Consider the following 16,391-nt stretch of genomic DNA (forward strand, 5'->3'; position numbering starts at 1 on the left):
TGATTCTGCCTATGTATCAAGATTCAGGCTGACCTTTAAAGCCAGATCAACCTTCTCCATGATCCAAGAATCTAGATGGCAGACTCTTTCTTTCAGCCTTCGTTTATCAATTGTGCGAATCTGTTCCAGCAATACTACCGAATCTCTGACAATTTCACACTTTCGGCTGTCCAGTTCCACATGGGTCGGAAGCTTTGCCTTATTCATTTTACTCGTAATCGCCGCACAGATAACGGTGGGACTATGTTTATTGCCCGCATCGTTTTGTATAATTAAGACCGGTCTGACACCGCCCTGTTCAGAGCCTACAACCGGTCTTAGATCTGCATAAAAAATATCTCCTCGTCTAATAATCACGATTTCACTCTCCATCAAAGTTTCTTACTAGAAGTATTACCCCTTTGATAAAAAGTATGCAGATATTATTCATTTAAATAATCAATTGTACGAATTATTTTTCCATTTTGATAATATACTCTAGGAACTCTACGGCTCAAACCACAGACAAATTCATAATTGAAGCTGTTCACATTAGCAACTTCTTCTACGGTAATGGCATTGTCACCGTCTCTTCCTACTAAGGTTACATTATCTAACTCCTGTACTCCTTCCACATCCGTAACATCTACCATAAACTGATCCATACAGATGCGTCCAATGATCGGCGCATATTGACCCCGAATCAAAACACGTCCTTTAGAAGAGAGTGCTCTTGGATAACCGTCTGCATATCCTACCGGAATGGTTGCAATTTTCGTTTTTTTCTTTGTTACATATGTAGATCCATAGCTTACGCCTTCACCTGGACCGACTTCCTTAATATATACAATATGACTTTTCAGACTTAATGCTGGCTGAAGTTGAATCTGATCATGATCCACCTCCTCAGATGGATATAAGCCATATGTCATAATACCAGATCTTACCATATCCAGTCGAACATCTTTAAGGTCCATAATTGCAGCACTATTGGATACATGTTTGATTGGAATATGAATTCCATTTTCCTCTAATTTCTTTACAAAACGTTCATATCTCTCGTATTGATGATATGCGGATGTTTTGTCTGTTTCATCCGCACAGGCAAAATGTGTAAAGATACCTTCAATCTCTATATTTGGTAATTCTTTGATTTTTTGAATGATTTTTATAGATTCTTCATTATCTTTAAAGCCAATTCTGTTCATTCCCGTGTCCAGCTTAATATGAATCTTTGCTGTTTTTCCAAGAAGGACTGCAAACTCAGAAATCTTTTCTGCCATTTCATATCGAAATACGGTCTGCGTCAAACCATACTGTACAAGTTCTCCATATTGATACGGAGAAGTATAGCCTAAAATTAAAATCGGTTTTTGAATTCCCCTCTTGCGCAATTCAATTCCTTCTTCAATGATGGCCACTGCAAATCCATCAATGCCAATCTGATTTAAGGAATTAGCTACCATAACTGCTCCATGACCATACCCGTCTGCCTTAATAACAGCCATGACCTTGACCTGTTCCCCTACGGCTTTTTTCACTTCTTTTATGTTATGATTGATTGCATCCAGATTAATCTCTGCATATACCCTTAAATATTTTTCCACAACTATTTGCCTCCTAACACGTCTGGAATATATTCTAATAAATCAGAAGCCATAAGACTGTAGGCTCCTTTCTGTGCTCTGGCATAATCACCAGCCAGACCATGACAATACACCCCCAGCCTTGCTGCTTCACTTCCGCCTAACCCGCCAGAACAAAATCCTGCTATGATTCCAGATAATACATCTCCAGAACCACCTGTTGACATACCATTATTACCACTTGAGTTTATGAATGTCAACCTTTCACCAGAAGAAATTATAGTTCGAGCATTCTTTAAGACGAAGGTTACATGATTTTTTTTCGCATATTCCCGAATTGTACGAATCGGATCTTTTAAAATATCATCCATACTTTTATCTAGGATTCTGGATGCTTCTTTTAAATGAGGTGTAAGAATAATGTCTGCTTTTGCTTCTGGCAAAAACATTTCCAGTTTTCGTAACAGATTACATCCATCTGCATCAATGACCAGTTTTCCTTTATATTCCATAAGCATGATTTTTAACAGCTCTTCCGTAATAGAATTTTGTCCCATGCCTGGTCCAATGACTGCTGTCTGGCATTGCTGCATGTGCTTTCTCAATAGTTCCTTTGCTTCTTTTTCATTTTGATAAACTGTCATCACTGCCTCCGGAAGCAGGGTCTGCAGAATCACTCGATTCTCTTGTGTTGTCAATATTTGAACCAGTCCACTTCCACATAAATATGCGGCCTTTGCACTAAAATAACATGCACCTGCCATATTCATGGTTCCAGCAACAATCAGTACCTTCCCATAGGTGCCTTTATGAGAATCATTTCGTCGTTTCGGCAACCGGCACAGATCCTCTTTCGTATATGTGAAGACTTCCGGTTCGTACTGAGAGACCACTAACTGAGGAAATCCTATATCCACCACAAGAACCTCTCCGGCATAATCACTACCAGGATATAACAGCAATCCCCGCTTCATAAGACCAAATGTAATTGTAATGTCACATTTCAGCGCTGTTCCGAGAACTTTTCCCGTAGTACAGCATATGCCAGATGGAGCATCAACAGCTATCTTACAGGCATGGGACTGGTTCATCTCATCCAGCACCTGTGCATATTTTCCCGTAATCTCTCTGCTCAACCCTACACCAAAAATAGCATCTACCAAAACATCATATTCTTCATAATCTGCCTCCTGACACACCGGAATTCCGAGGGCCAACAAAATCTGCATCTGATCCATAAATTGCTCCGATGCCTTTAGCGTATTTCCAATCACCTGTATAGTTACCTGATAACCACTTTCCACCAGCATCCTTCCAAGCGCAAGACCATCCCCTCCATTATTGCCTGTTCCAGCTACAATGCATATTTTTTCCTTTGTACTAAATCTTTCTACAATCATATCGTGCATCTTCAATGCCGCTTTTTCCATCAAAACCATACCTGGAATTCCGATTCCCTGTATGGTCATCTGATCAATCTTCTGCATTTCTGCACTGGTCGTTATATATCTCATCTTTTCTCTCTCCTACTGCAAATCCAATCGCAACTGATTTCGTATTTGAAATAGATACATAAATTCGGTCAATTCCCAATTGTTCCGCCTGTTTCTTTGCATTTCCATGTAAAACCACATATGGTTTTCCGAAACTATCTCTGCCAACCTCAATCTCATTTGGCTCGCACTGGCGAAATCCGGTGCCAAACACTTTGACCACTGCCTCCTTAACAGCAAAATTGCCCGCAGCCTTTGAATAATCATTAGCAGCGAGCATCCTCTCCTGTACATGAAAAATACGTTCCAGACTATGCTGTCTGGAACATATTCTCTCCATTCTATTAATTTCTACGATATCAGTTCCCACGCCAACGATCATGGTTACCGCCTCCAAAAATTAAACTTCTGTACTATGAATTCTATAAGAAAGTGTCATTAAACTTTCTGCCAAGTGTACATTCTCAACCATAATATCTTCTGGAAGATTTAAATCAACTGGTGCAAAATTCCAGAATGCTTTAATCCCCCAGTCAACCATCTCTCTGGCCATCTCCGGAGCCATCTGCTTCGGCAGTGTAAGTGCCGCAATCTTAATATCATGGTTCTTAATAAAGTCCTCTAAGGTATCAATATCATATACCTCTACACCACGCACAGTAATTCCTACCAATCGTGGATTCACGTCAAACAGACCTAAAATACGAAAACCGTTTGGCTCAAAATGCTGATAATTTGCCAAAGCCTGTCCCAAATTACCTGCACCGATAATAATCAGATTATTGATCTTATCCAAGCCTAAAATCTTGCCGATCTCTGCATGTAGATGTTCAACGTTGTATCCATAGCCTTGTTGACCAAAGCCACCGAAATTGTTCAAATCCTGACGAATCTGTGAGGCAGTCACCTGCATTCTCTGACTTAATTCCTTGGAAGAAATCCTTGAAACTTCATTCTCCTTTAATTCTCCAAGGTAGCGATAATATCTTGGTAATCGCTTAATTACTGCAGGCGAAATTTCTTTTGTTGATTTATTTGAATCTGCCACTTAAATTCCTCCTTGCTATCCATCTTACTCATTTAAATTTATTATAATGGATTGTCTATAATCTGTCAAACCTTTCTAAAATCTTTACTAAATTTCTTTCCTATGATAGAATATTCTTCGATTACACTAATATAGATGAGGATGAATACAATGATTTTATCATGTCAAAACATAACAAAAACCTTCGTGGATAAAACCGTCTTAAGGGATATTTCCTTTCATATTGAAGATCAGGAAAAAGCTGCTATTGTAGGAATCAATGGTGCCGGTAAATCCACCCTTCTAAAAATCATCATGAATGAAATGGAAGCCGATAATGGTCTGGTCACTCTATCCAAGGGAAAAACCATTGGATATCTGGCACAGCATCAGGAACAGGCCTTTCATAATACTATTTATGATGAAATGCTTTCTGTGAAACAGGAAATTATTGATTTAGATAGAAAAATCCGTCAATTAGAACAGAATATGAGCGGTTTGAGTGGTACAGAGCTGGAACAGGTACTAAATTTATATACAAAAGCCACCCACCGTTTTGAACAATTGAACGGATATGCATATAAAAGTGAAATTACCGGTGTTCTAAAGGGACTAGGTTTTAAAGAAGAAGAATTTTCAAAACGAATTTCTACCCTGTCTGGTGGACAGAAAACCCGTGTTGCTCTCGGAAAGCTTCTTCTATCCAAACCAGATATTATCCTGTTGGACGAGCCTACCAATCATCTGGATATGAATTCCATTTCTTGGCTGGAAACCTTTCTCATGAACTATCATGGAGCCGTTTTGATCGTTTCACACGACCGTTATTTCCTTGACAAAGTTGTAACAAAAATCATAGAAATTTCCAATACTCACGCCAGAACTTATAGAGGCAATTACAGTGATTTTGTGGCCAAGCGTGACCAGATCCGTGCCATCGAATGGAAAGAATATGAAAAGCAACAACAGGAAATCAAGCATCAGGAAGAAGTCATTACCAAACTAAAACAGTTTAACCGAGAAAAATCCATCAAACGTGCAGAAAGTCGCGAAAAGATGCTGGACCGGATCGAACGGATCGAACGACCTGTGGAAATCGATACTAATATGAAATTAAAGCTGGAGCCCTCTACCATCAGTGGTTCTGATGTACTGACCGTAGAAGAACTCAGCAAATCTTATGGAAATCATACGTTATTCAAAGACCTTAATTTTGAGATCAAACGTGGAGAAAAGGTTGCCTTGATCGGTGAAAATGGAACTGGAAAGACAACCATATTAAAAATTATTAATAAATATGTTTCAAAAGATACCGGTATCATCCGCCTTGGTTCTAGAGTAAAGATCGGCTATTATGATCAGGAACAACAGGTACTTCATGATGAGAAAACGATTTTCCAAGAAATCAGCGACTCCTACCCATCACTTACCAATACAAGAATCCGAAATGTACTGGCTGCATTTCTATTTCGTGGTGAGGACGTCTTTAAATTGATCAAAAGCTTAAGTGGTGGAGAGAGAGGAAGGGTTTCCCTGGCAAAGCTCATGCTTTCTTCTGCTAATTTTCTGATTTTGGATGAGCCTACCAACCATCTGGATATTTTCTCAAAAGAAGTTTTAGAGGATGCACTAAGCCAATATACAGGAACCGTATTTTATGTTTCCCATGACCGCTATTTTATCAATAAGACAGCCACACGCATTCTAGAACTTAATCAGGAACATTTGGATGAATATAAAGGGAACTATGATTATTATCTGCAGAAAAAGGAAGAGTCTCAGGCAAGAGAAATACTTTCTGCTTCCACAACTCCAATAGAATCGGAAAAAGACAGCGAGGTCAAACTGGATTGGAAACAGCAAAAAGAAGAACAGGCCAAACTTCGTAAACAGGCCAATGCCATTAAGAAATTAGAAGAAAAGATTGCAGATTTAGAGGATCAATCTTCTGCTCTTGATGAAGAAATTGCGCTTCCAGAAAATGCTTCCAATTCCGATAAGCTTATGGAACTGACCGCACAAAAAGCTCATATAGACGAAACCCTGTTAGATTTATATGACCAATGGGAAGCTTTGTCCGAGTGAAAAAAATACCAAAAAACTTTCCACCTTCCAAAAGATTTCTTATGCAATCAAAAGGAACTGTCATATAATATATTTTTATCGGAAAAATGCGGGTTTCTTTGACTATGGGATAGTGAGTGAGAACGAAATCATTCCGATTAGCAATCAGACTACGGAGCTTCCAAATCTGATACATGTTTTCTCTTGTTCTATACCATGACAGACGAAAATCTTATTTCTCGTCCAGGGACAAATGGCTATGTAAGCAAGCTTCCAGCCATTTGTCCTTATGGACGACCAAAAGCATTGCTTTTGGTAAAGATTTTCTGCCTGAGAAAACATGTAAGCTCCTTCGCAGATTGCTTTACCGGAATGGTTTCGTTCTTTGTAGTATATTGGCTTCTCTCATATTCGTGTGGAGAAACGGAGTGTGGCAAAGAAGAAAACTTCTCCGAAAGCGACATATGCGGAATGTTAGAACAACCTGTTGGCTGGATTCTATCACCAGAACTGCTTCAGGCATCGAAGATGACTGTTTTCCATAGGACAGTTGGTAGGGAAGTTTACTTACCTTTCCAACTGTTATGGAAAAAAGGAATGCAGTTCGTCTTGTGCCATGCCAAGCCCGACTAGCGGAGCGGATTAGGGTTTGGCTCGGGGTAAATCCAGACAGCTTTGGTTGTTCTTACGTTCTGGCATCCTAGGCGCAGGAGGAGAAATTTTCTTCTTCATTTAGTCCACAAAACCCGCATTTAATGGACTATAAGTATTATAAAAAACACAGGAGCTGTGCTAAAGAAGTGAAATTCGCTTCGTTTAGCAACAGCTCCTTTCTTACTGATTTCAGTCATCATAAACTGATTCTGCTTCCCATTCAAGAATCTTTCCTGTGGAAGCATCGATTTCAAAATCATATTCCATTTCCTCATAAATGACAGAGCCTTCGTAAATCTGTCTTCCATCATCTTCATCCAAATGGATTCGAACATCGGATTCCTGTGCACCCTTCACTTTTGCTAAGACTTTCTTGATCGCAGTGTCTTTACTTACCTTTACATCTGTACGATCCGTTCCAAAATCATCTTCAATCTCCGTATCCTTACTTCTAATGGTTCCATCGGATGCATCAATATCATAATCATATTCTTTATCACCTACATAGAAGTCTACTTCATACTCTTTTGTTCCATCATCTGTCTCCAGCTTAATGCGCATACCACTGACATCGGATTCCTTCACCCCTGCATCTTTAAGAGCAATCTGCTTTGCTTCTTCTTCAGAGATGGCTGACTGCACATTCTTCGTCTCTACTTTTGCTTCTGCTGTCGTAGCAACGCTTTCTGTTCTTGGTTCTTCTCTACTCTCATTCTGATTGCCACACCCCATCATTCCTGCTGCCAGTGCGGTCATTCCTATAAAAACGATCATTTTCTTTTTCATGTTATATTTCCTCCTTCTTAATTACTATACACAGAATAACAAAAAAATATTAAAGTAATATTAGAATTCTTAAATTTCCAAAATAATTGTAAAAGGTCCGTCATTTTCCAGAGATACCTTCATATCCGCACCAAAGATTCCTTTTTCAACGACAGACACCCGCTTTTTACACTCTGAAATAATATACTCATATAATTCCTCTGCCATAGCCGGTCCTCCAGCTTCTATAAAAGATGGACGATTTCCTTTTTTGCAATTTGCATATAAAGTAAATTGAGATACCAATAATAGTTCACCATCCACGTCACGTAAAGATAAATTGGTTTTTCCATTTTCATCTTCAAAAATACGCAAACCAATTAGCTTTTTGATATATTTGTCCGCAATCTCCTTTGTATCAGAATCCGAAACACCGATCAACACCAAAAGACCTTTTCCAATAGCACCGACACAGTGTCCATCTACATTTACTTCTGCATGATTTACTCTTTGAATCAAAAATTTCATTTTCTCTTTCCTCCAATTATTTATTATTATATCATTCTGTAAAAAAATTTGTCTATTTTTTTAAATTTATAGATTTTCACTAGCATATTATGGATTAATTTTATATAATAATCAAGAAAGATTGGAGGTTATTATGAAGTTAATTTCATTTATTGTCCCATGCTATAATTCTCAGGATTATATGGAACACTGTATTGAAACCCTGCTACATGGGGGAGACGAAGTTGAAATCTTGATCGTCAATGATGGTTCTAAGGACCGTACTGCTGAAATTGCAGATTTCTACCAACAGAAGTATCCAACGATCTGTCGTGCTCTTCATCAGGAGAACAAAGGACATGGTGGAGCAGTAAACACGGGAGTCGCACATGCCTCTGGTATCTATACCAAGGTCGTTGACAGCGACGACTGGGTAGATCAAAAATCCTTAGACTTAATTCTTGATAGATTGAGGGAGTTATATCGTCAGGACACGATAATCGATATGGTCCTGGCAAACTATGTATATGAAAAACAAGGACAGAAACACAAAACTGTAATTCAGTACCGACGGGCTATTCCGACAGGAAAGATTTTTGGCTGGGATAAATTAAAACGTTTAAAGATCAACCAATATATTTTAATGCATTCCGTTATTTATCGTACAGGTCTTCTAAAAGAAAGCGGTTTACAGCTTCCAGAGCATACCTTTTATGTAGATAATATTTACGTTTACCAGCCACTTCCATATGTAAAGACCATGTATTATATCGATACTGATTTTTATCGTTACTTTATTGGAAGAGATGATCAGTCTGTCAATGAGAAAAATATGATTGCCCGCATTGATCAGCAGTTATTCGTCAACCGTTGGATGATCGATTACTTTTTCACGGCAAATGTTAATAATAAGTATTTACGACGTTATATGATTCATTACTTAAAGATCATCATGACGGTCTCTACTGTTATTGCGTTAAAATCTAACACAAAAGAAAATCTGCGCAAAAAGCAATCCTTATGGCGCTATTTGTACCGTAAGGACAAAAAGGTATATTATAAAATCCGTCTTGGTGCTATGGGACAGCTGATGAACCTTCCTGGCCGAGGTGGCCGTAAGGCTACGGTTACTCTATATAAGATCAGCCAGAAGATTGTTGGATTCAATTAGGAGGAAACACTATGAGTCAATATGATTATTTAATCGTCGGTTCCGGGCTATTCGGTTCTGTCTTTGCACATGAAGCTTATAAAGCAGGTAAAAGCTGCTGTGTCATTGAAAAGCGAGACCATATTGGAGGCAACATTTATACCGAGGAGAAAGAAGGTATTCAGGTTCATACATATGGTGCCCATATCTTCCATACTTCTGACAAGAAGATTTGGGATTATATTCACCAATTTGCCGATTTTAATCGTTATACCAATTCTCCGGTTGCAAATTACCATGGCAAGATTTATAATATGCCATTTAACATGAACACCTTTAATAAACTGTGGGGTGTCGTTACTCCTGCAGAGGCTAAAGCAAAGATTGAAGAACAGAAAAAAGAATATTACACGGAACATCCACAAAATTTAGAAGAACAGGCTCTGAACCTGGTCGGTAAAGATATTTATGAAACTCTGGTCAAAGGCTATACTCAGAAGCAATGGGGTCAGAAATGCAGTGAACTGCCTGCATTTATCATCAAACGACTACCAGTGCGCTTCACTTATGACAATAATTATTTTAATGACGCGTATCAGGGAATTCCTATTGGCGGGTATACTCAGATTATCGAAAAGATGTTAGCCCATGCAGATGTGCATACGAATACAGACTTTTTTGACCAGAAAGAATACTGGATGAATCAGGCAGATCAGGTTATCTTCACCGGAATGATTGATCAGTATTTTGGTTACCAGCTCGGCCAGTTGGAATATCGAACATTAAACTTTGAGACAAAGGTGTTGGATTGTGATAATTTTCAGGGAAATGCAGTCGTCAATTATACAGCCTATGAGGTTCCATATACGAGAATTATTGAGCATAAACATTTTGAATATGGCACTCAGGATAAGACCGTTATCACTTATGAATATCCTGCAACATGGAGTCCTGGCGATGAACCATATTATCCTGTGAATAATACACGCAATAATCAACTATATCTACAGTATAAGGAATTGGCCAAAAAAGAACCAAATGTGATTTTTGGCGGTCGGTTAGGACAATATCAGTATTATGATATGCATCTTGTCATTGCAGAAGCCTTAAAGCTGGCAGAGAAACTTTTATAACTCTCACATATTGAAACGAACAAGCTCCACTGTCATACTATAAATTAAGTATGAAATGGAGCTTATTTTTATGGAGCAAGTGTCCCAATTAATACACCTCGATTATGCGAAAGAACAACAGATAACCGGAAAGAACGTTACCATTGCCTATCTGGATTCTGGAATCACCATGCACCACGACTTTCTAAAACCACACAACCGACTGATTCTGTTCAAAGATTTTGTTAACCATCGCTCGCTTCCTTATGATGACCATGGACATGGGACTCACGTAACCGGCATTGGATCTTCCAGCCGGATAGGAGTTGCCCCTTCTTCTAATATCCTTTCATTAAAGGTATTAAACCGGCAAGGCAACGGAAAAGCACGTAATATCATCCGGTGTTTCCAGTGGATCTTACAATATAAGGATATCTATCAGATTCGCATCGTTAATATTTCCATTGGCATGGAAGCAGATTCTACTCAAACCCATTCCAGGACGCTGCTTCACTGGGTCAATCGCCTATGGGATGCTGGATTGATCGTCTGCATTGCTGCAGGAAATCTGGGTCCTGCGAAAGGTAGTGTTACGATACCTGGAATCAGCAAAAAAATCATTACCGTAGGTGCATCCGATGATCAGTGTCAGGAGGATTATTCCGGCCGAGGTCCCACCAAGGCCTGTATTATCAAACCGGATCTCACTGCTCCCGGCACGGACATTCTCTCTTGCTATGGTTCCTCTCACTATATAAAAAGAAGCGGGACTTCCATGGCAACGCCCATGGTGTCTGGAGCAATCGCACTCTATCTGGAAAAAAATCCCGCTGCTACAAATAAAATGGTAAAACTGAAATTGCGCTCCAGCTGTGATGACCTTGGTTATCCACCAAATCAACAGGGCTGGGGACGAATTAATATACAAAAATTACTAAATGATTAAAAATTTACAACTGCTTCTTTTGGTGGCTTGGCACGTTCCATTCGAAGACCATTCAGCATGATATGTTCGCTGCGATAATGAACTTTTGCAAGCATCATAACCCATTCGCCGTCTTTCACATCCAATGGATCTAATGTATCTGACTTTGCCTTCCCAATATTGCACGGATAAGCAAAGAATGAGATATCATCCTCACAACAGGTCATGATCTTTCGACCGGGATAAACACCAGTGCGTGGCAGACGGTTCGAATGGCGAATCTGAACTTTCATCTGAACAACTTTCCCGTCATATCTCTGTGGGTGCTCCTGCGCATCTACAAACCAGATTCCATATTCTGCATCTTCAATTTCAATTATGTCTTTTGTCACATCAAACGGAAGTAAATCTTCTACTTCAAACTCTTTTCCATCACTTCTTTCAAAGTATACCTGAGACCGGCTGTTAACTGCCATGATCGCACGGCGATAGGTGGCTGCAGGTGTGTGATCATCACATCTGTTAAATACTACCATATCTGCCATTTTGAATTTTTCGATCAATAACGCTCTCATATTTCGCATGTACATATCATATGTGCTGGCATCCACTGTCATGATCGCCTGATAGATTACCCCAGGTGTATCAACAAAAGCATCATATAAGGTCTCTTGCTGCCACATACCGTTAAATTCTACGATGATCATTGTTGGATCATATTTTTTAATACAGGAATTGATCAACTGCGGCGTAAAATCTTCTTCATCCTCGACATACACACAGGCATTGGTCTCAAATTCCTCTTCTCCTTCTTCGCAAGAGATTACCATAATCCTCTCTCCTGCACGAAAATCCGGCTGTCGCAGCGTGTCATTGATAAATGAAGTTTTTCCACTATCTAACAGCCCTGTAAATACATATACTGGAACTTCCATTACTCTCACCTACTTAAATAATTTTGCAATTTCCTCTTCGTTCATTTTAGAACCAATAACACAGATTTTTCCACAAACCTCTGGGGCTCCCTCTCGGATTTCCATTTCTTCTGGCACATAATCGAAATAAATCCATTTTCCATCCTTAGCAGGCACCATTCCCTTGGCACGGAGAACATTCTCCGGAAGCTGTTTCAGAATCTGTTCTATTTCTTCTTTAGTAAATTTCTTGCTTGTTTCCAGACCCCAACTACCAAATACATCATCCGCATGATGGTGGTGATGTTCATGACCACATCCACAATCATGATCATGGTGATGATGTTCATGCTCATGATGGTGCTCATGTTCATGATGATGCTCATGTTCATGATGGTGCTCATGTTCATGATGGTGCTCATGTTCATGATGGTGCTCATGTTCATGATGGTGCTCATGTTCATGATGGTGCTCATGTTCATGATGGTGCTCATGGTGATGCCCACAAACAGGACATGCATCATCCAACAAATGTGCAGAATGAATATCTGCTCCTTCCATTGTGGAAAGAAGCTTTTTGCCATCCAGCTGATTCCATGGAGTCGTAACGATAAATGCTTCTGGATTCTTTTCCTTTAACAGATCCATGATCTGTTCCAGCTTTTCCTCCTTCATGCTGTCTGTTCTGCTTAAAACAATGGTTCCTGCACTCTCTACCTGATTATTATAAAACTCTCCAAAATTCTTCATATAGGACTTACAGCGTTTTGCATCTGCAACTGTTGTCAGACTGTTGATCGTTACTCCTTCCACTGGTTCCACTGCTTTTACCACGTCAGATAGTTTTCCAACTCCAGATGGTTCAATAACGATACGGTCTGGATGATAAGTATCTACGACCTGCTGCAAGGATTCTTCAAAATCTCCTACTAAAGAGCAGCAGATACATCCAGAATTCATCTCACGAATCTCAATTCCTGCTTCTTTTAAAAAGCCACCATCGATCCCGATTTCTCCAAATTCATTCTCGATTAATACGACCTGTTCTCCTGCATATGCTTCCTTTAACAATTTTTTAATCAATGTTGTCTTTCCAGCACCTAAAAACCCTGAAATAATATCTATTTTTATCATTTTCTATTTCCTCCTAAAAATAAGGTCTTCCAACAGTTAGATTATAGTTTATCACTTTCTTTTGAAAATGGCAAATTTTAAGAATTCTTCTATTCAATCAAAAAATCACAAAAAATATAATTACTGACATCCAAGCCTCTATCCGTAAGCTTTACAATGCCATTTTCACAAATCAGTAAGCCTTCCTTCTCATGTTTTCGAATCACCTGTCCGTAAATTTCCTCCATAGTATGACCAAACTTTTGATAAAAATCCTCAACATTGACCCCTTTTGTCATCCGAAGCCCCAGAAACATAAATTCACCCATCTTATCTTCTTTGGTCAACACTTCTACGTCCTGAGGGGTTCCGTCGAAGCGATATTTGAAAAGCGTCTCTTCATTATGAAACCGTTTCCCTTTAAAGAAGGAAGAAGCACCCAGTCCAAATCCCAGATATTCTCCTCCAGTCCAATAGACACTATTGTGCCTGCATTCATATCCTGGTTTTGCATAATTTGAAATCTCATATCGCTCATATCCATGCGCATGTAGAAATTCTTTTGTCATCTGGTACATCTGACGATCCAGTTCTTCTCCCGGTAATTTTTCTAATAAAATCTCATCTTCGTACAAAGGAGTTCCCTCTTCCACAATCAGACTATAAGCAGAAATATGTTCTGGATCCAATCGTACTACCTTCTTAAGCGTCTTTTGATAGCTTTCGATGGTCTGCCCAGGCAAAGCAGACATCAGATCCACATTGATGTTCTCAAATCCCACTTTCCTGGCATCTCGATAATTTCGTTCAAACTGCTCCCACGTATGGATTCTTCCCAGCATCTCCAGCTCCTGATCATCTCCACTTTGAAGCCCTATGCTCAGTCGATTGATTCCGATTCTTTGATACTGTAAAAGTGTTTCTACGGTCAATGTCCCTGGATTGGCCTCCATGGTAATTTCTACATCCTCTGTTAATGTATAATATTCTTTTATGAGAGAAAGCAGCTCTTCCATCTGTTCTACTCTCAATATTGATGGCGTTCCACCGCCAAAAAAAACAGAAATCACCGAAGCTCCACTGGCCCACTGGCTTTTCCATTGTAATTCCTTCTTTAACTCCTGAATATAAGAATTCCTATCCTCCTCCAAACTAGAAAAGGATAGGAAATCACAATACTTACATTTCTGAACACAAAAAGGAATATGAATATATAAGCTTATATCATTTCTAATTTTCATCTAACTTTAATACACTCATAAATGCTTTCTGTGGAATCTCTACATTGCCCACCTGACGCATTCTTCTCTTTCCTTCTTTTTGTTTCTCCAATAATTTCTTTTTACGTGAAATATCTCCGCCATAGCACTTGGCTAATACGTCTTTTCGCATAGCTTTTACGGTTTCTCTGGCGATGATCTTGCTTCCAATGGCTGCCTGAATTGGAATCTCAAATAAATGTCTTGGTATCTCCACTTTCAGCTTTTCGCACATCTTTCTTCCACGTTCATATGCTGTATCCTCATGTACAATGAAGGATAATGCATCCACTTCTTCTTTGTTGATTAAAATATCCAGTTTTACAAGACGGGATTCTTCATATCCCTTCATCTCATAATCAAAGGAAGCATATCCTCTGGAACGTGATTTTAGTGCATCAAAGAAATCATAGATAATCTCATTCAGCGGAAGCTCATACTTTAATAAAGCTCTGGTCTCTTCCATATATTCCATGCTCAGGTATCGTCCACGACGTTCCTGACAAAGCTGCATAATCGCTCCCACGTACTCCGTCGTAACCATAATTTCTGCATTTACGATCGGCTCTTCCATTCTTAAGATCTCAGATGGATCTGGAAGATTCGATGGATTGGTCAGTTCGATCATCTGACCATCTGTTTTATAAACCCGGTATACAACCCCTGGGGCAGTCGTAACCAGATCCAGATTGTATTCTCTCTCCAGACGTTCTTGTACGATTTCCAGATGTAAAAGTCCTAAAAATCCACAACGGAATCCAAAGCCCAGTGCAATGGATGTCTCCGGTTCAAACTGCAACGCTGCATCATTTAACTGAAGCTTTTCAAGAGCATCTCGAAGGTCTGGATACTTAGCACCATCGGCAGGATATAACCCACAAAACACCATTGGATTTACCTTCTTATATCCTGGAAGTGGCTCCTTACATGGCCGACTGGCATCGGTAACGGTATCTCCCACTCTGGTGTCCTTCACATTCTTAAGGCTTGCAGTAATATATCCTACCATGCCTGCGGACAATTCATCACACGGAATAAACTGTCCTGCACCAAAGGTACCAACCTCTACTACCTCTGCTTCCGCACCAGTTGCCATCATACGCATGCGGGTACCTACTTTGATCGTACCTTCCTTGATTCTGGCAAAAATGATAACACCTTTGTAAGAATCATAAAGGCTGTCAAAGATTAACGCCTGCAATGGCCCATCAGGATCTCCTTCTGGTGGTGGAATTACTTCTACGATCTGCTCTAATACATCCTCAATATTAATGCCATTCTTAGCAGAAATCAGCGGTGCATGCTCTGCATCAATGCCAATTACATCTTCTATCTCTTCCTTTACACGTTCTGGCTCCGCACTAGGCAGATCAATCTTATTGATTACCGGCATGATCTCAAGATCATGATCCAACGCCAAATATACATTGGCCAATGTCTGAGCTTCAATTCCCTGAGCAGCATCTACAACAAGAATTGCTCCCTCACAGGCTGCCAGACTTCTAGAAACCTCATAATTAAAATCCACATGTCCCGGCGTATCAATTAAATTAAAAATATATTCTTCTCCATCATTGGCTTTATATACAATTCGAACTGCCTGAGATTTAATCGTAATTCCTCTCTCACGCTCCAAATCCATATTATCCAGAACCTGTGCCTGCATCTCTCTTGATGTTAAAAGTCCTGTCTTTTCGATAATTCTATCTGCCAAAGTTGACTTTCCATGGTCAATATGTGCGATAATACAAAAATTTCGTATTTTACTCTGATCAATGGCTGCCATACCTCTTCCTCCTGTTTCGTATATCAATGCTTTTTTGCATCTTGATTCACTTTTATA

16 protein-coding genes are annotated in these 16,391 nt (G+C 39.4%); 5 read left to right on the forward strand and 11 right to left on the reverse strand.

What is annotated here, in order from left to right; all coding sequences use genetic code 11:
• Positions 1-9: 9 nt before the first annotated feature.
• The 5 genes from BHF69_RS04885 to BHF69_RS04905 all read right to left on the reverse strand — a co-directional run bounded on the left by BHF69_RS04885 (position 10) and on the right by BHF69_RS04905 (position 4,106).
• Positions 10-357: a type II toxin-antitoxin system PemK/MazF family toxin gene (locus BHF69_RS04885; protein ID WP_075671687.1), complete on the reverse strand. Its 348-nt coding sequence runs from the start codon at positions 355-357 to the stop codon at positions 10-12.
• 65 nt (positions 358-422) lie between these two features.
• The gene (gene alr, locus BHF69_RS04890) at positions 423-1,586 is read right to left on the reverse strand and encodes an alanine racemase (protein WP_075669956.1); all 1,164 of its coding nucleotides are present in this window, start codon (positions 1,584-1,586) and stop codon (positions 423-425) included.
• A gap of 2 nt (positions 1,587-1,588) precedes the next feature.
• On the reverse strand, positions 1,589-3,079 hold the full coding sequence (locus BHF69_RS04895) for a bifunctional ADP-dependent NAD(P)H-hydrate dehydratase/NAD(P)H-hydrate epimerase (RefSeq protein ID WP_075669957.1): 1,491 nt from the start codon (positions 3,077-3,079) through the stop codon (positions 1,589-1,591).
• Positions 3,039-3,440, reverse strand: a complete 402-nt coding sequence (acpS, locus tag BHF69_RS04900) for a holo-ACP synthase (RefSeq protein WP_075669958.1) — start codon at positions 3,438-3,440, stop codon at positions 3,039-3,041. The genes BHF69_RS04895 and acpS overlap by 41 nt, the downstream gene beginning before the upstream one ends.
• An 18-nt stretch (positions 3,441-3,458) precedes the next feature.
• Entirely contained in the window at positions 3,459-4,106 is a 648-nt protein-coding gene (locus BHF69_RS04905; protein ID WP_075669959.1) for a redox-sensing transcriptional repressor Rex, read from the reverse strand.
• 150 nt (positions 4,107-4,256) lie between these two features.
• Between BHF69_RS04905 and abc-f the strand changes: the two genes are divergently transcribed.
• Both abc-f and BHF69_RS04915 read left to right on the forward strand, forming a co-directional pair.
• Complete coding sequence (abc-f, locus tag BHF69_RS04910; RefSeq protein ID WP_075669960.1) at positions 4,257-6,170, forward strand: ribosomal protection-like ABC-F family protein; 1,914 nt, start codon at positions 4,257-4,259, stop codon at positions 6,168-6,170.
• 195 nt (positions 6,171-6,365) lie between these two features.
• Positions 6,366-6,782, forward strand: coding sequence for a hypothetical protein (locus BHF69_RS04915; RefSeq protein WP_143249483.1), 417 nt, complete (start codon positions 6,366-6,368; stop codon positions 6,780-6,782).
• Positions 6,783-6,992: 210 nt separating this feature from the next.
• On the opposite strand, the gene BHF69_RS04920 is transcribed toward BHF69_RS04915, so the two are convergent.
• Positions 6,993-7,589: a PepSY domain-containing protein gene (locus tag BHF69_RS04920; protein ID WP_075669962.1), complete on the reverse strand. Its 597-nt coding sequence runs from the start codon at positions 7,587-7,589 to the stop codon at positions 6,993-6,995.
• Positions 7,590-7,658: 69 nt separating this feature from the next.
• Positions 7,659-8,096 carry a D-aminoacyl-tRNA deacylase gene (dtd, locus tag BHF69_RS04925; RefSeq protein ID WP_075669963.1) on the reverse strand — a complete coding sequence of 146 codons (438 nt, stop codon included), beginning with the start codon at positions 8,094-8,096 and terminating at the stop codon, positions 7,659-7,661.
• Between the two features lie 133 nt (positions 8,097-8,229).
• Here dtd and BHF69_RS04930 point away from each other — a divergent pair, with 133 nt between their 5' ends.
• The 3 genes from BHF69_RS04930 to BHF69_RS04940 all read left to right on the forward strand — a co-directional run bounded on the left by BHF69_RS04930 (position 8,230) and on the right by BHF69_RS04940 (position 11,283).
• On the forward strand, positions 8,230-9,246 hold the full coding sequence (locus BHF69_RS04930) for a glycosyltransferase family 2 protein (RefSeq protein ID WP_075669964.1): 1,017 nt from the start codon (positions 8,230-8,232) through the stop codon (positions 9,244-9,246).
• Positions 9,247-9,257: 11 nt separating this feature from the next.
• Positions 9,258-10,358, forward strand: coding sequence for a UDP-galactopyranose mutase (gene glf / locus BHF69_RS04935; RefSeq protein WP_075669965.1), 1,101 nt, complete (start codon positions 9,258-9,260; stop codon positions 10,356-10,358).
• Between the two features lie 70 nt (positions 10,359-10,428).
• On the forward strand, positions 10,429-11,283 hold the full coding sequence (locus BHF69_RS04940; protein ID WP_075669966.1) for a S8 family peptidase: 855 nt from the start codon (positions 10,429-10,431) through the stop codon (positions 11,281-11,283).
• Here the strand turns inward: BHF69_RS04940 and BHF69_RS04945 are convergent.
• The 4 genes from BHF69_RS04945 to lepA form a co-directional block, all read right to left on the reverse strand.
• Positions 11,280-12,197: a GTP-binding protein gene (locus tag BHF69_RS04945; protein ID WP_075669967.1), complete on the reverse strand. Its 918-nt coding sequence runs from the start codon at positions 12,195-12,197 to the stop codon at positions 11,280-11,282. The genes BHF69_RS04940 and BHF69_RS04945 overlap by 4 nt on opposite strands.
• 9 nt (positions 12,198-12,206) lie before the next feature.
• Entirely contained in the window at positions 12,207-13,310 is a 1,104-nt protein-coding gene (locus BHF69_RS04950) for a CobW family GTP-binding protein (RefSeq protein ID WP_075669968.1), read from the reverse strand.
• Positions 13,311-13,399: 89 nt separating this feature from the next.
• A complete protein-coding gene (gene hemW / locus BHF69_RS04955; protein ID WP_075669969.1) occupies positions 13,400-14,530 on the reverse strand; it encodes a radical SAM family heme chaperone HemW in 1,131 nt (376 codons plus the stop codon).
• Entirely contained in the window at positions 14,520-16,334 is a 1,815-nt protein-coding gene (gene lepA, locus BHF69_RS04960) for a translation elongation factor 4 (RefSeq protein WP_075669970.1), read from the reverse strand. The genes hemW and lepA overlap by 11 nt, the downstream gene beginning before the upstream one ends.
• Positions 16,335-16,391 lie beyond the last annotated feature (57 nt).

Origin of the sequence: Anaerostipes sp. 992a, assembly GCF_001940245.1 — a bacterium.
GTDB lineage: Bacteria > Bacillota > Clostridia > Lachnospirales > Lachnospiraceae > Fimousia.